Below are 21,056 nucleotides of genomic sequence, written 5' to 3'. Positions count from 1 at the left end.
AGAATTTCGGCGCCGCGACGGAGGGGACCCGGGGATGCGGCATCGTGAATGTTACCGTTAACAAGCATTTTCGGTGAACTTTCGGTGAGAGGACCGCCAGGGGACTCGCTCACCATCCAGGGAGCTTTCGGGCGGCACGATCACCTCGGAGCGGCGTCCCTCGACTCCCTCAGCCGGTCGCTCGCATCGCCGGGTCCCAGAGCCGTTCCGCATCCTCCGCGTTCAGGGAGTTGACCGAGACCCCTCGCTCGCCCACCGGGTCGCCGCAGCGACGCAGAACAGTGATGGCCGCCGTCGTGGACCGTCCTTCTGCGAGAAGAGGGTCGTAGGGGCGGAAGCGGACGTTGACGTCGTCGAAGACGACCGGCGAGAACAGATGCCCGGAGGAGGATACGGCGATGATCCGCGCGTCTCCGGCCCTCGCCAGCCACGGCCGGAGACCGACGGTGAGCACGAGCGGGCGCACGTCGATCCGCGGGGTGCCGGTCGCGGCGGTGATCCGATCGGCGATCAGGCGCCCTGCTTCGACGTCGCGCACGGCGAGCGTCACCCTGCACCACGACGCGCGAGCGTGGGCCAGATCGGAGGCGGACATCGCCGCGCACCCGACCTCACCGGCCGGCATCCTGACGCCGTCGAGCGATCCTGCTCTGGCCCGGGGCCGGCCGCGTTCGTATCCTCGAAGGCAGCTCGAGTCGAAGGGATACCGATGGCTGCACGTTCTCTCGCCAACGAGGCGCCGAGGGGCACATCGTGACCACCCCGACCCTTGCCGCGCAGAGCGGCCTCGCCGAACGCCTCCGGGCCTTGTTCGCTACGCGACCACACCAGGTCCGTGAAACGCGCATGTTCGGCACCCTCGCGTTCATGGTCGACGACGCGATGGCGGTGGCCGCCCGTCGCGACGGCGGCCTCCTGGTGCGCGTCGATCCGGCGCGCTACGACGAGCTGCTCGAGGCGGGAGGCGCCCCGGCGCTGATGGGCCCGAACCGCAGCATGGGCCGCGGCTGGCTCACTGTCGAGGCAGCACAGCTCGCCTCCGACGACGAGTTGGAGCGCTGGGTCGACATCGGCATCGAGGCACGGCCGAAGGAGGGCGACGCCCGGTAGCGGGCGGTCACGCTAGGGCGGATCGGGGTGGTGAACTGAAAAGAAAGACCGCCACGAATGTATCCGACGGGTTTCGCCGTAAAGGAGACACCGGATCTCTACGAGCGGGTAGCTCTATCGATGATGGGGCCTCGCGTGGCGCCCGCGACAATCGGAGCGATCTCTGCCCTCCCGCTCGGCCCGAGGCGGTCAGTGGAGATGGCGGTGGTGTGCATCGGGATAGTGCTCGTGCGTGTGAGTCAGCCGCTCATGGTGGTGTTCGTGCTTATGCCAGGTATCGGCGGGAACGGGTTCGTCATGACGGTGTTGATGCTGCTCGTCATGGGTGTGCCAGTGGTCGTGTGTCAGGTGCTGGTGGGTGTGTTCGTGCTCGTGGCGTTCGGTCAGGTGCAGCCAGACCCCGACCGCCATCAGCGTCCCGGCGAGCAGGAAAGGCCACGTGATCCGGTCGCCGAACGTGAAAGCGAGGACCGCGCCGAAGAACGGGGCGATTGTGTAGTACGCGCCCGCGCGAGCCGTGCCGATATGCCGCATGGCGACGATGAACAGGGCGAGACTGATTCCGTAGGCGAAGAACCCGACGACCAGCGCGCCGCCGATCACCGGCCACGCGGGCAGGGTCGCGCCGAGTGCGAACGCGAGGATGAGGTTCACCGGGCCGGCGACGATGCCCTTGATCGCGGCGATCCAGCTCGCGTCAGTGAGCGAGACCTTCCGCGTGAGGTTGTTGTCTAATGCCCAGCACAAGCACGCACCGAGGATTGTCAACGACGGCCACGGCGAACCGAGGTTCGCTCCCGAGGGGATGCTCAGCACGACGGCACCCGCGACGATGGCGACCATCCCCAGCGCGATCCGTCGGTCGAAGCTCTCCCGGAAGACGAACCACGCAAGCGTCGCGGTCAACAGCCCTTCCGCGTTGAGCAGCAACGACGCCCCCGACGCTGGCATAGTCGCCAAACCCAGCATCAGCACGACCGGGCCGGCAACACCGCCGACTGCGATCGCCCCCGCCAGCGGAAGCAGGTCTCCGCTGGCCAGATGCACGCGAGGTGCACGGCGGATCAGACGAAGTATCGTCAGGCCAAGACCCGATCCGCAGTAGAGCAGCCCGGCGAGCATCCAGGGGCTCGCCTCTCCTAGGAGAAGCTTCGCGAACGGAGTGCCAGCACCGAAGAGCACTGCGGAGAGCAGCGCCGCCTGTACACCGCGGTTCTTCAGCGCCGCCCTCACGCAACCGCCCCCCTGAGCCCCGCCCTAGCACGAGGGCAGCGGACGCGGTCTTGCTCGTGGTCGCATACCGTCCGCGCGCGCGGGAGCGTCGCGAGGTGTTGCGACAGGCTTGCCGGGTTCTTATCAGCCGCGTCGCCGTTCGCGGAGCTGTCCTCCGCGGCGCCGGGCACGCGGATGATCGTCGCGCGCAACGTGGCGGCGAGCATCGCACACACCTCGACGTGCTCCGGATCGAGACCGCGTGGCTGCCGACCTAGATGCACATGCAGAGAGTAGGGCACACCTCGTGGGACTGGTCAGTGGTGGGTGTGAACGACTGCATGTCCACGGCCCCTGCCGATCATCCATCGGTTTACCGGGGTGGTGACGATGAATGCGACCGCGAGCGACAACGCGAGGGAGCCCCAGAACAGCCCATCATCCACCTGAGCGTCCACCGCTCCAGGGATCGCGACAATGACGGCGTTGTCGATGACCTCCATGACGGCGATCGAGACGGTGTCCGCTGCGAGGGCGACCTTGAAGGCTGCACCCATCGTCAGACCGGAACGGATGACGCCGCGCATGGTCAGTGCATAGCCGAACACGAACGCTAGGACGATCGACAAGATGATCGTGCCGCTAGTGCGGAGCCCGGCGGCGGTGCCGATGACCATGCCGAGGACTTCACCGATCGCGCAGCCGGTCAGGCAGTGCAGCGTTGCTTGCGCGGCCATCGACCAGCTCACCCGGGTGTGCCCTGCACGCGCCGGGTGCTCTGGGTGATCGTGCTGACTCATCGTCGTCCCTCCTCGTCGTCGCGCTCCGGCCTCCCCTACGCGGCCCTCGGTCATCGAGCATGCACGCCTGCCGTCCCTCTGTCGATCTGGTTGCGGTCGGTGTGGAGAGGGAGAGAAAGTTGCTCGAACTCGGCGCGTGGGACGTCGCCGCGAGAGCGGCCGATGGGCGCTCGATGTCCTGCGAGCAAGGCACCACAGCACTCAGTGATCGGTGGCTATCTGAGGCAGTCGTTCGCGGAGGTGCCCGCGCCCGTCGGCACCCGGGCTACGCCTCCGTGGCCGGCCTGCCGCTTCCCTTAGCCTGAGCAGATGGAAGCCGGGGTCGATCTCCTCACGCGGCGCCTTCGGCTGCGCCCACTCAGCGCAGAGGACGAGCCGGCGGTCATGGCCTACAGAGGCGACGCGCACGCCTCCCGCTACCTCGGGCATTCGCCGCTGGCGGATGGGCAGTACCTGCCGTGGCTCGCGGAGCGGGCGGGCGAAGGGGAGCTGCGCGAGCCGGGCCACCGCCGCTTCTACGGGATCGAGGTTCGAGCGTCGAGGGCGCTAGTCGGCGATGCCGTCCTCATCCTTTCCGCGGACGGACAGCAGGGCGAGATCGGCATGTTCCTTCACCCCGACACGGCAGGTTTGGGTTACTCGCTCGAGGCAGGCTCTGCCCTCCTCGACGTCGCGTTCGGAACACTCGGCCTCCACCGCATCGTCGGTCGCGCCGCAGCTCACAACCGCGGCTCCATACATGCGATGGAACGGATGGGCCTCCGACGAGAGGCCCTGTTCCTCGCGAGCGAGAGACGCGGCGAGACCTGGATCGACTGCGCGGTCTACGCGATCCTCGCGGAGGAATGGAAGCGTCGCCAACACCCCTCGCCACCGACCTGTTGACCATCGCCTCTCGGACGATCGTGTGTCTCGGTACGTTTCCACCCTCACGTTGGTGAGGTCGAGCTGGCCCGAGATAAGCCTAAACAAGGTGTGCGCCGGACCGGAGGCCGTTGAACCGTCCAAATTCAGGCTGATCTCGCCCTCATTTCTCAGCGTCGTTTTAGTGCAGTCAAGGACGCGAAGGGAGAATCCGGATATTTTCACCTCGCCTTCGATCGTCGCGTCGGAGAGGATGACGACACCGAGGTCGGCCGAGGACACATCTTACGTAGCGACGCCCGGAGGTGGAGTACGTATCGACACTCCAGCCCCGAATGTTCGATGGGCGAACCTGGCGTGGACGTTATGGAGAATTCAACTCAATGATGAGCGGATCCGAGAGGGGCACATCAAAAGATATTTCCGTTTTGCCCTCTCCATTTGGTGCAGCGGCACAGTCTACTGAAGCGGTGTATTTACCAATCAGCGGACATTCTCGCTCGCGCGCATGAGCTTGACCTATGACTGCGGGGCATACGTCACAGCTTTGGTCAGCCCGCGTACAAAACGACTGCAATGCAGAGCAAGTGCTCCACAAGCAGAGGTCGGTTCCCGTCGTTCTCGAGAGGAACTGACATAATCGCGACTATCGGAGAACGCTGGGCCAGCTCTGTAACGCAACAATCATCCGAAGCTGCACGATCCGCGGTGTGCGCCACCCAACGGCCGATTCAGCTATTCCAGCGTCGCGGTGTCCCTTGAACCCTGCTCATCGTGGAGCTCGGCGCCGAGGGTAATCGCGATCCGGTCGGCCTCTGACCGGAGAGATTCCGCGGTTACAATAGGGTAATCCAGCCATCGCGTTGTCACGCCCTCGAGGTCTGATCTCGTCAGAGCTTCGGGCGGCTCTGCTTGCGCGAGAGCATCACGCGCCTCGCACCACACGACAACGGAGGCCGCGTCGTACTCGACGTACCTCGAGGCCGCGTTGTAGACCGCGGTGAGGCGTCGCTTCCCGTAGGAGTTGAAGGCGAGCACGTTGGATGCTTCGAACGACGGCGGAGGCTGTGTCGGGTACCGCCACTCGTAGAACTCGGACACGAACTCCATACGGCGCCGGCGTGCAGACTCCGCGTCCGCTCGCGTCTGGGCCAGGAGTTCCCGCTCGTGTCCCTGCGCGGTGAGCTGGTTCGCTCGCCCCGCGATGCGCACTGATGTCCCGGCGAGAACGATCGTGGCCAGCGCTGCGATGCTCGCGACGGCACAGTGATGCAGTGCTGGCGGGGCGACCACTCCCCCAGGGCTTGGGGGAATCGGGCGGGAGTCCGCGCGAACTACATCCGGAGGTCTCTGTACCGACCGACTGTGAGATCTTCACTGCCCTGCACGACGAGTTGTCCACCGCCGAGCCTCGACTCGAACAGGGTGAGGACCTGGCCGATGCCGGAGGCGGACTCCGCGAGAACGCCATCGAAGTGCAGGAACCAGGCGCCGTGCCCGACGGCTTGACAGGCTTCCCACTCGTCGCTGCTGATGTCGTCGGGAGTGAGTCCGACAGCTTCGAGGGTCTGTGGGTCGGTCAGATCAAGGATGGACACTTGAGTCGCTGTCAGGGTGTGGAGCTTGTAGGGTGCGCGGAGGAGAGCTTCAGCAGGGAAGCCCTGCGACTGAGCGGCACGATCGAGTTCCGCCATGCATGCAGCTACCGGGGTGGCGAGGTAGAGCGCTGCGAAGATCTCGGGCGGGTTCCATCGGCCGCCGTTGAGCCGCGCTCCCGCTCCGGAGAGAGGGTCACGGCGCACTGTCGTGTAGCGGTAGACCTCGCCACTCCACGCCGTTCGCGGAAGTGTGTCGATCTGCGCGAGTAGGTCGTCACCCGCGGTGCCACTCAAACGACTACGCCCTCGGCTAGGGCTTCGATCAGCGCCAGGACGTCCTTGTAACCGCCGGCGTGGATCCGATCAGCAGGGCTGCTGTGGTCCAGAAGGCGGTTCGGAGACATCATCCAGACGTTAGCGAGGTCCCGCGGCAACACCTCAGTGACGGCCTCCGCAACGTATGCGAGCTCAAGGAGCCGCTGCCGATTGAGTCGCTGCGGAACGACGTCGCCCGCGGACCATCGGGCGATCGACCGCGCGGACGCATCGACGATCTGCCCGACCTCGGCCTGACTGAGCCCAAGACCGTCGATGATGGTCGACACTTTCGCTGCTAGCGCCCCGCTCTGTGACACGCTCATAGATGTCATCTCCTCTGTCATTGACTCTGTCGGCTATTGTGACACGTAGTGGGAGTTGAGAACGAGGAGGACGTGCGATGTCAGTTGAGTTTCTGCTCAGCCACCAAGACCACCAGAAGGTCGAAGACTTCCTCGGCGCAGCGCCGGCTGGAGTGGGAGCCATCACCCTTCACAGCACCTACGCGAAGCATCAGCAGGCAGCTGCTGACGCGGCTCGCGAAGCCGGCCTGCGCGTGGTCTACGACCCTCGCACCGAGCGGCTCGCCTACCCCGACGCGATCGGCGCCACTCGGAAGCTCCCCGGCTGGACTGGAAACATCCAGGACGTCGGGGAGCTCGCTAGCTCTCCCAAGCTCCGCTCCACGCTCGTCGCACGGATCATCGACGGGCACCCGGATTTCGCCACCGTCGTCACCCCTCCTGCGTTCTTCGTCAGCGATGAGCGCTCCGGGAACCTGAACGTCGCCCTCGCGGAAGAGACCCGCCTGCAGAGCGAGCGCCCGGTCCGCGCGAAGCTTCTGATCTCCAGCCGGCTCCCGGAGCCTGTGATCAAGGAGCTCGCCGAGGAGTACGCGCGTGCCGGAATCACCGAAATCGACTTCCGGATGACGCCTCTCAACGGGGAGAACGACGGCGTAGGGAAGATCAAGAAACTTTTCGCCGCGGCCGATCGTCTTCGCGAGAACGGCATGCGCGTCACTCTCGGAAGCTCGGGCAATATCGGCCAGGTCGCCTACGCCCTTGGACACGTCCACGCCTATTCAGTCGGCGTTGGGCAGGACGAACACATCGACTTCGCCGGGAAGCTCTCGCGTCAGAGGACCCCGAAAAAGCTCGACGACCAGGGGAACCCTGCCAAATCCGGCGGCGGTTGGGAGGGGATCTACCTTCCCGGCCTCGCTGTCACCGTCGGCAGGAAGCACGGTGAAGCTCTCCTCGCCAACACGGACATCCGATCCCGAATCGGATGCCGCACCGGCGTCTGCGGAACGAGCATCCAAGGACCTCTTGAGGATTCCAAGGCGCACTACCTGCATTCGCGCGCAGGAAGCGTGGCTGCTCTCGCGGAACGCCCGGAAGCGTGGCGCGGCACTACTGAGCTCGCGCGCCTCGAACGTGCCATCGAGCTGCGCAAGCTCGTCAACAAGCACCACAAGGTGCCCGGACATGGGCTCCTCCAGACACGGACTCTGGAAAACCTCACGAAGCGCATCGCCGAGGAGGCAGCCGCGGCGTGAGTATCAGAGCGCACGCCAACCCAGCCCGTCGTCGCTCGTGTTCCGTCGTCGTTGATCGCTCTGGTCGTAAATTGTTGTCGCCGCCTTGGACAACCTCAGACTCGTGCAGATCGGACCCGTGCATCGGCCCTCGTTGGTCCCGCTCCGAAAACGATCGATTCCGGGAGGCTCTTCGCGGGCGCGCTTCAGCGTGACCAGAAACGTGTGTCGTATCGAAACCGGGTTACGGGACGCTCGGTTTCGGGCCGGAGTTTCGGTCCGAGGGCTTCGGCCGCTCGGTTCGTAGCACGTCGACGTAGACGGCTCAGCTCTTGGAGCCCGTGAGTGCGAGTGTGCCGCCGAGGCCAATCATCATGACCCCACCTGCGCCGGAGAGGGTAGAGATTCGGCGCGGCGATTTAGCGAACCATAGTCGTGCCGTCCCGGCCGCGAGGGCCCACGCGCTGTCGCACGCAAGCGCCACGAGCTGGAAGGTGATGCCGAGGAGGAGGAGTTGTGCCCAGACGGCTCCGGCCGCTGGGTCGACGAATTGCGGGAGCACGGCGACAAAGAACGCGATAGTTTTGGGGTTGGTCACGCCGACGATGAATCCCTGCGCGAGTAGTTTGCGGGCGGAGGTCGGGGTGCTTTCCGCACTCTGCACGTGTGCGTTGCGATGACGGATAGCTTGCACGCCGAGGTACACGAGGTAGATCGCGCCCGCGATCTTGATCGCGGTGAAAGCCACTACCGAGGAAGCGACGATCGCTCCTACGCCGAAAGCGACGGCGAGCACCGCGGGTACTGTGCCGAGCGCATTGCCGATAACACTGAGCACGCCGGCTCGGCGGCCGAGAGCGATCGAGCGGCCGATGACAAAGAGCACGCTCGGGCCGGGGATCACGATGATGACCACCGACGCGATCGCGAACGCGAGGAGGTTCTCAATCGGAATCATGACCGAATGATACTGCTGTGCCATCTTATTGTCGCGCCTGCCTGCCTGCCGGCCGGCCGGCCCGTTGTAGGTTTCCGCAATCGCTCGAAACTGATCGTTTACGAGCAGCGGTTGACGAGTCGACTGGCTGAGGCTGGGGTCCGCGAGTTCTTGCGGTCGGTGGAGCGCGCCCATGTGCTCGAAACTCGTGGCTGAATCAAATCAACCAGAACGGTCATCTCGACGTTTTCGAGCAGTACCGTTCCAGTGCGACCTCCCGCCAACTCATCGCCGACGACCAGGCGCCCGCGTTGCTCTCAGCCGGGCTCGCTGCGGCTTCCTCCGGTGTCGAGCTCAAGGGCGCGGCGAGCTGATGGCGATCGTCGGCTACGCCCGCGTCTCGACCCTGGATCAGAATCTGCACTCGCAGATCGACGCACTCTCCTCCGCCGGCGCAGTGAAGACCTTCAGCGACAACACAGATCGCCTCGGCCGGTCGATGTCGGACGTCGTCTCGATCGTCGGACAGCTGCAGACGCAAGTATCGACTCCGCCGACGCCCTGGGCGACGATCAGCGAGACGCTCAGCGTCGGCGCCTCCACGATCCGCCGAGCGATCGAGAACGCCTCGGCCGACGCGACCGATTCGGCCGACCTCTTGTGATTCCGGACAAGCTGGCCGAGGACCATCGCGTGAGACGCAAGGGTTCCGGTCCTGCCAGAGGTTCGGAACTCGCGCGCGCCGGCGACGCGATCAGCCACACCAGCAGGCCCAGAGCAACGCTGGGGAAGAGAATCCACGGGGGGATGAAAGCCACTGCGGCCACGAGTGCGGTGACGATGAGCAGTGCCGTGGCCCACGGTCTCCGACACCACGCAGCTGGCCCCCGGCGAACGACGAATGCGACCGCGCCGCGGGCGATGTCGCCCCAGTCGACGCCGATCTCCTCGGCGTGATCCAGATCGGCCGTCCACGTTTCGACCATGATCCGACCCTCTGCGCGGGGAGGAACGCTTCACGGCGGCTCGGGCCGCGCGCTCTGTCCGGTGCACGGCCTAGGCTCCCGCCGGCCCGGCAGGCCGCATCTGGGGCGAGCGCGCCGCCGCTTGCTTGTTCTCGAGGGTCGCCACGGCCGCGACAGCAAGGTCGTGGGCGTGTTCGTGCAGCCGGTAGTAGCGGCGCCGGGCCCCCTGCCGAGACATGTCGTCCTCCCACGCGCTGGCCACCCACCCCAATGATTCGAGGCGATCGAGAATCGGATACACGCTGCCGCTCGGGCGCCCCGTCGTCTTGACGATCTGAAGTCCCCACACCGAGCCCTCGGCCGCGACGAGCACCCTCAGGACGTCGATCGTGGCCGGCGTTACACGGGACAATCTCTCCATATGTCGAGATGATACGTCGCCCCCTACGACACGAGAGAAAGATGGGAGCGCGACCCACCACCCGCTGCCGCCATCGACAGGCACGCCCTGGCTCTCACACAGAGCGCGCGCCTCCCGCCCTCAGCGCACGGCCCGCGAAGCGCCTCCGCTCGGCACCCCGACCAGAGCAGGCGCGGTGAGCTGCGGAGGCTCCACCACCAGCTCGTGCAGGAGTACGGCCGCGACGCGGGCGCCCTGGCCAGCGGCGACGACGAGCTGCTGCGGACCACCCGCGACGTCTCCGGCCGCGAAGACTCCCTTGACGCTCGTGCGACCGGTCGAGTCGACGCGGACGAGCCCGTCGGCGTCGACGTCGAGGCGGAAGTCGATGATCGAAGTGACGGTCGAGCGCCACAGAGGGCGCACGAAGCCTCCGCCGACCTCGACGCGGGAGCCGTCGACGAGTCGGACCGCCTCCACCTCGCCCTTGTCCCCCTCGAGCGCCGCGATCTTGCCCCGCGCGACAGCGATCCCCGCGCGAGCGAGCTCACGCTCCTCCCGGGCGTCGATCGCGGCGGAGCCGTGGGTGAAGACGGTGAGCCGGGCGCTCCACCGGGCCACGAGCCGGGCGCGGTCGGCAAGATCGGGAGTCTCGCCGATCAGGGCGAGCGGACGGTCCCGCAGCTCCCAGCCGTCGCAGACGACGCAGCTGAACAGCGACATCCCGTAGAAGCCGCGGAGGCCGGGCACGTCGGGCAGCGTCTCACTCAGCCCGGTCGCCAGGAGGACGGAGCGCGCCCGCACCGTCGCCACACCCGCGGGAGTCTCGATCGAGGCGACGAAGCGGGCACCATCGTCCGCGACGACGCTCGACAGTGCGGCCACACGCGCGCGCACGAGGAGGCGGACGTCGGGGTATGCCTCCAGCTCGGCGCGCGCCAGCCGGCGGATCTCGTGCGGAGGGAGCCCGTCGCGCGTGGGGAAGCCGTGCGAGCGCAGCGTGGCCGCGTTGCGCGGCCGATCAGCGTCGACGACGAGGACGGTCGAACGGGCGCGGCCGAGGTTCACCGCGGCGGCGAGCCCGGCCGGTCCGCCGCCGACGATGAGCGCGTCGATGACGGCCGTCGCGCTCATGCGCCAGGCCTCTCCGGGACGGCGGCGATGACGGGGTGGTCTGCGGCGATCACGCCGACCTTGGCGGCGCCTCCCGGAGAACCGATCTCGTCGAAGAACTCGACATTAGCCTTGTAATAATCAGCCCACTGCTCCGGCAGATCATCCTCATAATAGATCGCCTCCACCGGACACACCGGCTCGCACGCCCCACAATCGACACACTCATCAGGATGGATATAGAGGGAACGCTCCCCCTCATAAATGCAATCCACCGGACACTCATCGATGCAAGCACGATCCTTCACATCGACACACGGAAGTGCGATCACGTAGGTCATGAGCCCACCAGCGCCCGAGAGCCGGCGATGTCGACCTGCTCATCCCGAGGCACCACCTTGACCCGCTCACGGGTGTGACGGTGATTGACTCCGAGGTCGCGCTCGTGCGCGTCGAGGGCGAGCCAGCCCTGCCAGGTCGTCACGTCGACGCTCCCGGAGACGGCCGCGAGGACGTCCTCGTCGAGGAGTCGCGCGGGCAGCGCACCGGCACCCACATCGCTGAGGAGATGCGCGATGGTCTCCTTCGCGTCCGATTTGGTGTGCCCGATGAGACCGACCGGGCCGCGCTTGATCCACCCGGTGGCGTAGAGCCCGGGAACGAGCGAGCCGTCGGGCTGCGCGACGCGCCCCTCCACGTTGCCGACGACTCCGCGGGCCGGCTCGAAGGGTGCGCCCTCGACGGGAACGCCGAAGTAGCCGACGGCGCGGTAGACGGCCTGGACGGCGATGTCGCGCAGCTCCCCGGTTCCGACGACCCGGCCGTCGGCAGTGGGCGCCGTGCGCTCGAAGCGAACCCCCTCGACCCGCCGCTCGCCGAGGACCGCGACCGGCGAGTGGAAGAAGTGCAGGTGGAGGCGCCGGCTCGCGCCGCGCAGCCCGCGCCGCCGCCACGAGTCGAAGATGCGCAGGATCACCTTGAGCTGGTTGCTCGACGCAGCGGCCGCCTCGAGGCCCTCGAAGTCCTCGTCGGCGAGAACGATGTCGACGTCGGGCACCTCGCCCAGCTCGCGCAGCTCGATCGGGGTGAACTTGACCTCGAGCGGGCCGCGACGGCCGAAAACGTGGACATCGGTGACGACCGAGGCCTCGAGCCCAGCGTGGACGGTGTCGGGGATCTCGGTACTGAGCAGGTCGACCGGGTGCTTCGCGAGCATCCGCGCCACGTCGAGCGCGACGTTGCCGTTGCCGAGCACGGCGACCTCGGAGGCGTCGAGCGGCCAGTCGCGCGCGACGTCGGGGTGCCCGTCGAACCATGCGACGAAGTCGGCCGCGCCGAAGGACCCGGGCAGCTCGATCCCCGGGATCGGCAGATCGGCGTCACGGGAGGCGCCCGTCGCGAGGACCACGGCGTCGTACCGTCGACGCAGCTCGTCGAGCGTGATGTCGCGGCCGACCTCGAGGTTGCCGAGGAACCGGATCGCCCCGGAGTCGAGCATCTCGTGCAGGGAGTTCACGATGCCCTTGATCCGCGGGTGATCCGGCGCGACGCCGTATCGGATCAGGCCGTAGGGCGCGGGCAGCGACTCGATGAGGTCGATGGCGACCGAGCCTCCCGCAGCGGCGACGGAGGAAGAGAGGATGTCGCCGGCATAGACGCCGGCGGGTCCTGCTCCCACGATCGCGACACGCAAGTCGTGGAGGCTCGCCGCGGGAGGGTTCTGCGCGGAGGGGCTCGGTGCAGAGGAGTGGGGCACGAAGACAGGACCTTTCTGACAGGGGATCGCCGCGAGGGCGACGACAGGGACCGGGGTCAGACGGAGAGATGCGGCGTGAGTCCCGCGCGCATCCGCTCGCCCGCGGCGAGCTCGGCAGGGGCGTATCCGCTGAGGCGGACGACATCTCCGACCACGACCACCGCCGGCGAGCGGACGCCTCGGGCGGCGGCCTGCGCGGCGATCGACGACAGCGTGCCGATGGTGACGCGTTGCGAAGGGCCGTAGCCGTCCTCGACGACGGCCACGGGGCAGTCGGCCCCGCGGTCGCCCTGGGCGAGAGTCAGGGCGGCGTGCGGGAGCGTGCCGACCGCCATCAGCAGCACCACGGTGTGATCGCGTCCACCGCCGAGGCGGCCGATCTGCTCGTGGCCGGTGATGACGGTGAAGGCCGTGGCGACTCCGCGATGGGTGAGCGGGATGCCTGCAACGGCCGGCACCGCGATGGCGCTGGTCACTCCCGACACCACCTCGACGGCGATGCCGGCAGCGCGGCACGCCTCGAGCTCCTCGCCGCCTCGACCGAGGACGAACGGGTCGCCTCCCTTGAGGCGCACCACGCGACGACCGGCCCTGGCGAGTTCGACGATCACGGCATTGATCGCCTCCTGCGGCACCGCGTGGTGCCCGGGGAGCTTGCCGACGTCGACGATCTCGGCACGCAGGACGATGCCGTCGGCGGCGAGACCGTCGAGGACACCTCGGGCACCGAGTCGATCCGCGACGACGACGTCCGCAGCCTCCAGAAGGCGGAGGCCGCGCAGGGTCAGCAGGCCCGCGTCTCCCGGGCCCGCCCCCACGAGGGCGACGGAGCCCGCGCGCCCGGTCATCGCGCGCCTCCTGGCGCCAGACCGCGGCGACGAAGGATGCGCCGCTCCACCGGGCCGAAGACCAGCAGCTCGACGAGCACGCCCACGAAGAGAATGAGCAGGATCGCGGCGAAGACCCCCGCGATGTCGGCGAGCTGACGGCTCTGATCGAGCAGCGCGCCGAGCCCGAAGCCGATCGAGCCTCCGGTCGCGATGATCTCGGCCGCCATCAGCGACCGCCACGAGAACGCCCAGCCCTGTTTGAGGCCCGAGACGTAGCCCGGCAGCGCGGCGGGCAGAACGACGTCGGTCACCAGGCGCACCCGTCCGGCGCCGAGCACGATCCCGACCTGTCGGAGGCGCGGCGGCACCTGGTCGATCCCGGCCAGGAGACCGTTCGCGATCGAGGGGACGGCGCCGGTGAGGATGACGAAGTAGACCGTCGCATCCGAGAGGCCGAACCACAGGATCGCGGCAGGCACCCATGCCACCGAGGGCAGCGACTGCAGTCCTGAGACGATCGGCCCGACCGCCCGGCGGAGCAGGCGGACCTCGGCCAGGAGAAGTCCGAGCAGAGTCCCGGCGACGATCGCGATGACGAAACCGAGGACACCGCGCTCGAGACTCGTCGCGACGGCGAGCTGCACGCGGCCGGACTCGGTGCCCTCGACGAGCGCGGCGAGCACGTCGAACGGCCCGGGCGTGACGTCGGGTCGCGGGCGCGCGAGGACGACGGCGAGCTGCCAGGCGGTGACGGCGAGGAGGAGGAAGACGACGGGAGGCGCCACCCGCGCAGCGGCGGCCCGCCAGCGGCCAGCGCGCGCGGCGCCGTCGGTCTGGAGTCGGTCGAGCCCGGAGGCGAGACGACGGAACTCCTCCCCCGCGCGCGCCGAATCGGCCCAGTTCTCGCGGCGACCCTCGGCCCCCTCCCGCGCGCGGGACGGAGGCTCGGTGGAGGTGACATCACGCGGCATTGCGGCGGATCTCCTTCCGCAGCTCGTCGGTGATCTCGGAAGCGAGAGCGGAGACCTCGGGCGAGTCGACGTGGCGATCCGTCGCCTGCGGGATCCTCCATTCCCTGACCACCCGCCCGGGACGGCTGGACAGCAGCACGATGCGCTGCCCGAGGCGCACCGCTTCGCGCACGTTGTGGGTCACGAACACGACCGTGCGCTCGGAGGCACGCCACACCCGCTCGAGCTCCTCGTGGAGCACATCGCGCGTGATGGCGTCGAGAGCCGCGAAAGGCTCGTCCATGAGCAGGATCGGCCGATCCTGGGCGAGGGCGCGCGCCAGCGCGACGCGCTGCCGCATCCCGCCCGAGAGTTCGTGCGGGAGCCGCTCCGACGCCTCCGCGAGGGTGACCACGTCGAGCAGTTCGAGCGCGCGCGCCCGCCGCTCGCGGCGCGGCACGCCACGCACAGCGAGCGCGAGCTCGACGTTGCGGGCGGCGGTCAGCCACGGCAGGAGCGCCGACTCCTGGAACATCACCGCTGTGCCCGCGGTCGGCACCTCGACCGTCCCGGAGGTCGGCTGCTCCAGCCCGGCGATGACGTTCAGGAGGGTCGACTTCCCGCATCCCGAGGCCCCGATGAGGCAGACGAACTCGCCCGCCTGCACGTCCAGGTCGACGCTCTGAAGGACGTCGGCGCCCGCGCCGAAGCGCTTGGTGAGGCCGCGGAGGCGCAGGGCGGGTGCCGCTGGCGTAAACGACGCCGTCGGGGTGGAGGCGGACCGCTCGGCGATGTCCGTGGTCGCCATCTCAGCGACCGTCTTCACCGAGGGCGCCGGCCGACACCGGCTCCGACCCCGCGACCGCGAGCTGCTCGTTCAGAAGACGCAGATCGAACAGGCCCGTGACCGAGCCTTTCTTCTGCACTCCCGCCTGGACGCCATGGTCGACGAGTGTCTGGAACACCTCCGCGTGCGGATCGGGCGAGAACGCCACGTGCTCGAGCGCCCGGGCAATGACCTCGTCCGACAGCGGAGCGCCCGTGTCAGCCTGGAGACGCGCATTGATCTCGGTCGCCGCGGTATCGGGATGGGCGCCGAGCCAGGCGATCGCGTCGAGGTTGCCCTGGACGAGCTTCTGGACGGTCTCGGGGTGGGCCGCGAGATAGTCGGCGCGCACGAGGAGCACGGTCGTCGGGAAGGCGCCCTGCGGCCAGAGGTCGGCCTCATCGACGAGCACGTGGCCACCCCCGCCGAGCACGAGCCGCGACACCCACGGCTCCGGCACCCACGCGCCGTCGATCCGACCCTGCTGGAAGAGCGTCGCGATCTGCGCGTTGTCGGTCGGTGTGACGCTGACGTCGCCTCCGCCCGAGGTGTCGGCGGTGTGCCCATTGGCTGCAAGCCAGGTGCGCAGCGCCACGTCCTGAGTGTTGCCGAGCTGCGGGCTGGCGAGGGTGGTGCCGGTGAAATCCGCCGGGGAGTCGATGCCGTCGCGCACCACGAGGGCCGCGCCTCCGGTCGTGACACCCGAGACGATGCGCGCCGACTGGCCGCCCGACTGGATGAACGTGTTGATCGACGGGTTCGGGCCGAGGTACGCGGCGTCGATGGCGCCCGCGGTGAGCGCCTCCACTGCCGCCGGCCCCGCGGTGAACACCTCGGTGCTCAGCGCGGTGTCGCCGAGGGCCTTCGCGAAAAGCCCCTCTTGCACCCCGATCAGCGCGGGCGCGTGCGTGACGTTCGCGAAATAGCCCAGACGCAACTGCTGGGCGGGCGCCGGCGCTGCGGCAGCGGAGGCACAGCCCGTCAGCATCAGAGCGGCCGTGGCGAGGGCGGCGAGGGCCTTCGTGGTGCGGACGTGCGTGCGACGGATCATGGTCGTCTCCTGGTCGAGGGGGAGGGAGGGAAGAAGGAAGGGGGTCAGGCCCGAACGGTCCCGGCCGCGAGGGTGGCGCCGTCGGCGGGGTCGATGACGAGGAACGACCCGGTCGCCCGGTTCACCGAGTACGGCTCGAGCGGGAGCTCGGAGGCGAGGCGCAGGCGCACCCGGCCGATGTCGTTGACGGCGAGCGCCTCCGCCGGCTCGTCTGAGAGGGAGTCGAGATCGCGGCGGGCGACGATCTCGTCGACGAGAGCCTGCACGGTCGCCGTGCCGTGCTTGACGAGGACCCGGGCGCCGGCGGTGAGCGGCCGCGCATCGAGCTGGAAGAGGTCGGCCTCGAGGTCGCGGCGGGCGACCGGCGCGGTGCCCGCTCCGGCGATGACGGAGCCGCGGGCGGCGTCGACCTCGTCGGCGAGCTCGAGCGCGACGGACTGCGAGGTCCTCGCTCCCTCGACGTCTCGGCCGGCCACCCGGATCCCGGTGACGGTCGTGCGGATGCCCGCCGGCAGCACCTCGACCTCGTCGCCGAGCCGCACGGTCCCGGAGGCGACCCGGCCCGCGACCGCGCGGTAGTCGCGGAAGCGCTCAGGGTCGTCGACGTCGGGAGCGAGCCCGCCCTGCGGGCGCAGCACGAGCTGCACCGGGAGGCGGAAGGGCAGTGCGACGCTCACGAGCTCGTCCTGCGTCGGCAGCGACTCGAGCAGTTCGAGCAGGGCGGGACCGTCGTACCAGGGCGTGTTCGCCGAGCGCTCCACGACGTTGTCCCCCTCGAGCGCCGAGACGGGCAGCACGTGCACGTCGTCGAGGCCGAGCTCGTCGGCGACCGCACGCACCTGCGCCGCGACCGCGTCGAACACCTCGACGGAGTAGTCGAGCAGATCGATCTTGTTGACGGCGACGATCGTGTGCGGCACGCGCAGAAGCGCGAGTACCGCGAGATGGCGTCGAGTCTGCTCGAGGACTCCCTTACGTCCGTCGATCAGCACCACCACGGCGTCGGCGGTCGTGGCCCCGGTGACCATGTTGCGCGTGTACTGCACGTGGCCCGGGCAGTCGGCGAGGATGAAGCTGCGAGCAGGGGTCGCGAAGTAGCGGTAGGCGACGTCGATCGTGATGCCCTGCTCTCGCTCCGCGCGCAAGCCGTCGGTCAGCAGGGCGAAGTCGATGCCGTCGCCGTGCGCGAATCCACGCTCGGCGGAGGTGCGGGTCACCTGTTCGAGCTGGTCGGCGAGGATCGCCTTCGAGTCGTGCAGGAGCCGCCCGACGAGGGTCGACTTGCCGTCGTCGACGGAGCCGGCGGTCGCGAAGCGCACAAGGGTGCCGACAGGAGTGGTCGTCGTCATCAGAAGTAGCCGTCCTTCTTGCGGTCTTCCATCGCCGCCTCCGAGAGGCGGTCGTCGGCACGGGTCGCCCCGCGCTCGGTCACGGTGGTTCGTCCGACCTCGACGACGATCGCGGCGAGGTCCGCCGCGTCCGACTCCACGGCTCCCGTGCAGCTCATGTCGCCGACGGTGCGATAGCGCACCCTCCGGGTCTCGACCGTCTCGTCGGGGCGAGCGGGAGAGGAGTCGCCGACCGCGCGCCACATCCCGTCGCGGCGGAACACCTCCCGCGCGTGCGCGAAGTAGAGCGAGGGCAGCGCGATGCTCTCACGCTCGATGTAGCGCCAGATGTCGAGCTCGGTCCAGTTCGAGATGGGGAAGGCGCGGACGTGCTGGCCGGGAGTATGCCGGCCGTTGTACAGGCTCCACAGCTCCGGCCGCTGGGTGCGCGGGTTCCACTGGCCGAACTCGTCGCGGAGGGAGAGGATGCGCTCCTTCGCGCGCGCCTTGTCCTCGTCGCGACGGGCGCCTCCGAGCACCACGTCGTGGCGGCCCTCGGCGATGGCGTCGAGCAGGGGCAGCGTCTGCAGAGGGTTGCGCGTGCCGTCGGGGCGTTCCCGCAGCCGGCCGTCGTCGATCCAGTCCTGCACACGGGCGACCTTCACCTGCAGGCCGTACCGCGCGACGGTCTCGTCGCGGAAGGCGAGCACCTCGGGGAAGTTGTGGCCCGTGTCGACGTGCAGCACGGGAAAGGGCACCCGCCCGGGCGAGAAGGCCTTCGCCGCGAGGGTCAGCACGACCACCGAGTCTTTGCCGCCGGAGAACAGCAGCACAGGGCGCTCGAACTCGGCGACGACCTCCCGGAGGATGTGGATCGCCTCCGCCTCCAGGAGGTCGAGAGTGGAGGGTCGGGGCGCAGAGGAGCCGCGTAGCACGGTCGTCGCGAGGGCCGTCGGTGTGATGGTCATAGGTGGAGTCCACATTCCGTCTTGGCCAGGCCGGCCCATCGGCCGGCGCGGGGATCCTCGCCCGGAGCCACCGGCTGCGTGCACGGCGCGCAGCCGATCGAGGGGTAGCCGTTCGAGACGAGGAGGTTCACCGGCACGCGATGGGTGCCGGCGTAGTCGAGGAGGTCGTCGAAGCTCCAGGCCGCGACAGGGTTCACCTTCACCAGGCCGTTGCGCTCGTCCCACTGCACGAGCGGAGTGGCGGCGCGGGTGGGAGCCTCCTCGCGGCGGACCCCGGTCGCCCACAGCTCGTAGCCCGAGAGGGCGTCCCTCAGCGGCCCGACTTTGCGGCGCGCGCAGCACAGGGCCGCGTCGCGGGCATGGAGCGCGGCGCCGAACTCGGCGTCCTGCTCGGCGACGGTCTGCTCGGGCAGCACGTCGATCACCCGGACGGCGAGCGTGCGCTCGACCTCGTCGCGCGTCGCCCGCGTCTCGACGAAGTGGTAGCCGGTGTCGAGGAAGAGCACGTCGACTCCCGGCAAGCGCTCGGCGATCAGGTGCGGCAGCGCGGCATCCGCCATGGAGCATGCGACGGCGACGGAGCCGACGGCGACGTTCTCGGCGACCCACGCGACGACCTCGGCCGGCGTCGCCTCCTCGTCGGTGCCGCTGCGCAGCTCAGCGGCGCCGCGTGCGGCGAGCGCCCGCAGCTCCTCACGGGAGCGCCGCACTGCGGGGCGGGGGGCAGGGGTGACGCTCACTGGAGGGCCTCCTCGTCGGCTCGGTGCGCCCAGCGGGCGAAGGTCTCGTCGCTCGCTGCATCGCGCTCGACCAGGAATCGGCGCACCAAGCGCTCGACGTAGTCGGCGAGGCCGTCGGCCGTCACCTTGAGACCGCGGACCGTGCGCCCGAGCGCCGCCTCGCCGTTCTCCTGCGAGGCGAGGCCGCCGCCCAGGTGCACCTGGAATCCCGGGGTCTGGCCGCCGTCTCCGTCGGGGAGGAGCTGCCCCTTGAGCCCGATGTCGGCTGTCTGGATGCGCGCGCACGAGTTGGGGCAGCCATTGACGTGCAGGCTGAGGCGGTGCGGCAGTTCGAGAGACCCGAGACGCTCGTCGAGCTGCTCCACGGCGAGCGACGCCGTCTTCTTCGTCTCGACGATCGCAAGCTTGCAGAACTCGATCCCGGTGCAGGCGATCGCACCGCGACGGAACACGCTCGGTCGGACCGAGAGCCCGAGCTTCTCGAGGCCGGCGACGAGCTGCTCCACCCGCTGCTCCGGCACGTCGAGGACCACCAGCTTCTGGTGGGGTGTGGTGCGGAGGCGGAAAGAGTCGTTCTCTTCGAGCAGCTCGGCCAACGCCGTCAGCACCGGACCGGAGACGCGACCCACGAGGGGACTCGCTCCGACGAAGAAGCGGCCGTCTTTCTGGCGGTGCACGCCGACGTGGTCGCCCGCGGTGGTAGGCGCCGCCGGCGCCGGGCCGTCGGGCAGCGGCGAGGTGAGGTACTCGGTCTCGAGCACCTCGCGGAACCTCTCGGTTCCCCACTCCGCGAGGAGGAACTTCAGCCGAGCCTTGTTGCGCAGGCGCCGGTAGCCGTAGTCACGGAAGATCTGCACGACGCCGTGCCAGGTCTCGGCGACCCGCTCCGGCGCGACGAAGGCACCGAGCCGTTCGCCCAGTCGAGGTGCGGTCGAGAGCGCGCCCCCGACCCACAGGTCATAGCCGACCCCGAGCTCGGGGTGCACGACCGGCACGAACGCGACGTCGTTGATCTCGTGGACGACATCCTGGCTGGGATGCCCGGTGATCGCTGACTTGAACTTGCGCGGCAAGTTCGCGAGCGACTCGTCGCCGAGGAACCTCTCGGTGATCTGCGCGATCTGCGGAGTCGGGTCGAGCAGCTCGTCGGCCGCGACGCCCGCGACGGGAGAGCCGAGGATCACCCGGGGCACGTCTCCGCACGCCTCGGTGGTACCCAACCCGACCGCCTCGAGGCGCCGCCAGATCTCGGGAACGTCCTCGACACGGATCCAGTGCAGCTGGATGTTCTGCCGGTCGGTGAGGTCGGCGCTCCCCCGGCCGAACTCCGTCGAGATCTCGCCGATCACACGCAGCTGCCGTGTCGTGAGCTGCCCGCCGTCGATCCGGACGCGCAGCATGAAGTATTCGTCCTCGAGCTCGTGGGGCTCGAGGGTGGCGGTGCGCCCGCCGTCGATCCCTGGCCGGCGCTGGGTGTAGAGCCCCCACCAGCGGAAGCGGCCGTGCAGATCGGTCGGATCGATCGACGCGAAGCCTCCCGCGGCGTAGACGGTCTCGATTCGTTCGCGCACCGCGAGTCCACCGTCTGCCTGCTTCCACTCCTCGTTCGCGTTGAGGGGAGCCGTGCCGTCGACCAGCCACTGGCCGTTCGGCTTCGTCGAGCTGCGCGGCGGGCGCACTTGCGCCCCGGAGGCGGCGCGCGCGTCGACGGGTCGCGCAGGGGTGCTGCTCGTGGTCATGGTCTCCTCCT

General features: G+C 68.9%; 23 protein-coding genes. 4 read left to right on the top strand and 19 right to left on the bottom strand.

The window, feature by feature from the left end; translation table 11 throughout:
- Positions 1 to 169: 169 nt before the first annotated feature.
- Positions 170 to 595, bottom strand: coding sequence for a hypothetical protein (locus ITJ45_RS01600; RefSeq protein ID WP_194607099.1), 426 nt, complete (start codon positions 593 to 595; stop codon positions 170 to 172).
- Between the two features lie 158 nt (positions 596 to 753).
- On the opposite strand from ITJ45_RS01600, the gene ITJ45_RS01595 reads away from it, so the two are divergent.
- A complete protein-coding gene (locus tag ITJ45_RS01595) occupies positions 754 to 1,110 on the top strand; it encodes a TfoX/Sxy family protein (protein ID WP_323742809.1) in 357 nt (118 codons plus the stop codon).
- 189 nt (positions 1,111 to 1,299) lie between these two features.
- Here ITJ45_RS01595 and ITJ45_RS01590 read toward each other — a convergent pair whose 3' ends face one another.
- Together ITJ45_RS01590 and ITJ45_RS01585 are read right to left on the bottom strand one after the other, a co-directional pair.
- Positions 1,300 to 2,343 (bottom strand): DMT family transporter, encoded by a 1,044-nt coding sequence (locus ITJ45_RS01590; protein ID WP_194607098.1) that lies wholly within the window; start codon positions 2,341 to 2,343, stop codon positions 1,300 to 1,302.
- Positions 2,344 to 2,639: 296 nt separating this feature from the next.
- Positions 2,640 to 3,122 carry a DUF4396 domain-containing protein gene (locus tag ITJ45_RS01585; protein WP_194607097.1) on the bottom strand — a complete coding sequence of 161 codons (483 nt, stop codon included), beginning with the start codon at positions 3,120 to 3,122 and terminating at the stop codon, positions 2,640 to 2,642.
- 309 nt (positions 3,123 to 3,431) lie between these two features.
- Between ITJ45_RS01585 and ITJ45_RS01580 the strand changes: the two genes are divergently transcribed.
- Entirely contained in the window at positions 3,432 to 4,007 is a 576-nt protein-coding gene (locus tag ITJ45_RS01580; RefSeq protein ID WP_194607096.1) for a GNAT family N-acetyltransferase, read from the top strand.
- 714 nt (positions 4,008 to 4,721) lie between these two features.
- Here ITJ45_RS01580 and ITJ45_RS01575 read toward each other — a convergent pair.
- From ITJ45_RS01575 to ITJ45_RS01565, 3 genes are all read right to left on the bottom strand, one after another.
- Entirely contained in the window at positions 4,722 to 5,087 is a 366-nt protein-coding gene (locus tag ITJ45_RS01575) for a hypothetical protein (protein ID WP_194607095.1), read from the bottom strand.
- 233 nt (positions 5,088 to 5,320) lie between these two features.
- Positions 5,321 to 5,878 (bottom strand): RES family NAD+ phosphorylase, encoded by a 558-nt coding sequence (locus ITJ45_RS01570; RefSeq protein ID WP_194607094.1) that lies wholly within the window; start codon positions 5,876 to 5,878, stop codon positions 5,321 to 5,323.
- Positions 5,875 to 6,189 (bottom strand): antitoxin Xre/MbcA/ParS toxin-binding domain-containing protein, encoded by a 315-nt coding sequence (locus tag ITJ45_RS01565; protein ID WP_323742808.1) that lies wholly within the window; start codon positions 6,187 to 6,189, stop codon positions 5,875 to 5,877. The genes ITJ45_RS01570 and ITJ45_RS01565 overlap by 4 nt, the downstream gene beginning before the upstream one ends.
- A gap of 113 nt (positions 6,190 to 6,302) precedes the next feature.
- On the opposite strand from ITJ45_RS01565, the gene ITJ45_RS01560 reads away from it, so the two are divergent.
- A complete protein-coding gene (locus ITJ45_RS01560) occupies positions 6,303 to 7,463 on the top strand; it encodes a hypothetical protein (protein WP_194607092.1) in 1,161 nt (386 codons plus the stop codon).
- A 304-nt stretch (positions 7,464 to 7,767) separates the two neighbouring features.
- Here the strand turns inward: ITJ45_RS01560 and ITJ45_RS01555 are convergent, their stop codons facing one another.
- Positions 7,768 to 8,400 (bottom strand): LysE family translocator, encoded by a 633-nt coding sequence (locus ITJ45_RS01555; RefSeq protein ID WP_194607696.1) that lies wholly within the window; start codon positions 8,398 to 8,400, stop codon positions 7,768 to 7,770.
- Positions 8,401 to 8,752: 352 nt separating this feature from the next.
- On the opposite strand from ITJ45_RS01555, the gene ITJ45_RS01550 reads away from it, so the two are divergent.
- Entirely contained in the window at positions 8,753 to 9,043 is a 291-nt protein-coding gene (locus ITJ45_RS01550) for a hypothetical protein (RefSeq protein WP_194607091.1), read from the top strand.
- A gap of 392 nt (positions 9,044 to 9,435) precedes the next feature.
- On the opposite strand, the gene ITJ45_RS01545 is transcribed toward ITJ45_RS01550, so the two are convergent.
- The 12 genes from ITJ45_RS01545 to ITJ45_RS01490 form a co-directional block, all read right to left on the bottom strand.
- Positions 9,436 to 9,765 carry a PadR family transcriptional regulator gene (locus ITJ45_RS01545; protein ID WP_194607090.1) on the bottom strand — a complete coding sequence of 110 codons (330 nt, stop codon included), beginning with the start codon at positions 9,763 to 9,765 and terminating at the stop codon, positions 9,436 to 9,438.
- Positions 9,766 to 9,885: 120 nt separating this feature from the next.
- Positions 9,886 to 10,878 carry an NAD(P)/FAD-dependent oxidoreductase gene (locus tag ITJ45_RS01540; protein WP_194607089.1) on the bottom strand — a complete coding sequence of 331 codons (993 nt, stop codon included), beginning with the start codon at positions 10,876 to 10,878 and terminating at the stop codon, positions 9,886 to 9,888.
- A complete protein-coding gene (fdxA, locus tag ITJ45_RS01535; protein WP_194607088.1) occupies positions 10,875 to 11,198 on the bottom strand; it encodes a ferredoxin in 324 nt (107 codons plus the stop codon). Before fdxA ends, ITJ45_RS01540 begins: the two co-directional genes overlap by 4 nt.
- Positions 11,195 to 12,550, bottom strand: a complete 1,356-nt coding sequence (locus ITJ45_RS01530; RefSeq protein ID WP_228493469.1) for an FAD-dependent oxidoreductase — start codon at positions 12,548 to 12,550, stop codon at positions 11,195 to 11,197. Before ITJ45_RS01530 ends, fdxA begins: the two co-directional genes overlap by 4 nt.
- Positions 12,551 to 12,669: 119 nt before the next feature.
- Positions 12,670 to 13,461 carry a uroporphyrinogen-III C-methyltransferase gene (gene cobA, locus ITJ45_RS01525; RefSeq protein WP_194607086.1) on the bottom strand — a complete coding sequence of 264 codons (792 nt, stop codon included), beginning with the start codon at positions 13,459 to 13,461 and terminating at the stop codon, positions 12,670 to 12,672.
- Entirely contained in the window at positions 13,458 to 14,414 is a 957-nt protein-coding gene (locus ITJ45_RS01520; RefSeq protein WP_194607085.1) for an ABC transporter permease, read from the bottom strand. The genes cobA and ITJ45_RS01520 overlap by 4 nt, the downstream gene beginning before the upstream one ends.
- Positions 14,404 to 15,201 (bottom strand): ABC transporter ATP-binding protein, encoded by a 798-nt coding sequence (locus ITJ45_RS01515; RefSeq protein WP_194607084.1) that lies wholly within the window; start codon positions 15,199 to 15,201, stop codon positions 14,404 to 14,406. Before ITJ45_RS01515 ends, ITJ45_RS01520 begins: the two co-directional genes overlap by 11 nt.
- 1 nt (position 15,202) lies before the next feature.
- A complete protein-coding gene (locus tag ITJ45_RS01510; RefSeq protein ID WP_194607083.1) occupies positions 15,203 to 16,270 on the bottom strand; it encodes an ABC transporter substrate-binding protein in 1,068 nt (355 codons plus the stop codon).
- 44 nt (positions 16,271 to 16,314) lie between these two features.
- Positions 16,315 to 17,619: a sulfate adenylyltransferase subunit 1 gene (locus tag ITJ45_RS01505; protein ID WP_194607082.1), complete on the bottom strand. Its 1,305-nt coding sequence runs from the start codon at positions 17,617 to 17,619 to the stop codon at positions 16,315 to 16,317.
- Positions 17,619 to 18,566 carry a sulfate adenylyltransferase subunit CysD gene (gene cysD, locus ITJ45_RS01500; RefSeq protein ID WP_194607081.1) on the bottom strand — a complete coding sequence of 316 codons (948 nt, stop codon included), beginning with the start codon at positions 18,564 to 18,566 and terminating at the stop codon, positions 17,619 to 17,621. The genes ITJ45_RS01505 and cysD overlap by 1 nt, the downstream gene beginning before the upstream one ends.
- Positions 18,563 to 19,306, bottom strand: coding sequence for a phosphoadenylyl-sulfate reductase (locus ITJ45_RS01495; RefSeq protein WP_194607080.1), 744 nt, complete (start codon positions 19,304 to 19,306; stop codon positions 18,563 to 18,565). Before ITJ45_RS01495 ends, cysD begins: the two co-directional genes overlap by 4 nt.
- A complete protein-coding gene (locus ITJ45_RS01490; RefSeq protein ID WP_194607079.1) occupies positions 19,303 to 21,045 on the bottom strand; it encodes a nitrite/sulfite reductase in 1,743 nt (580 codons plus the stop codon). The genes ITJ45_RS01495 and ITJ45_RS01490 overlap by 4 nt, the downstream gene beginning before the upstream one ends.
- Positions 21,046 to 21,056 lie beyond the last annotated feature (11 nt).

The sequence above is a fragment of the Rathayibacter sp. VKM Ac-2879 genome, assembly GCF_015351245.1.
Lineage (GTDB): Bacteria > Actinomycetota > Actinomycetes > Actinomycetales > Microbacteriaceae > Rathayibacter.
The sequence above is the reverse complement of the archived record's forward strand: the minus strand, read 5'-3'. Positions and strand labels throughout refer to the sequence as shown.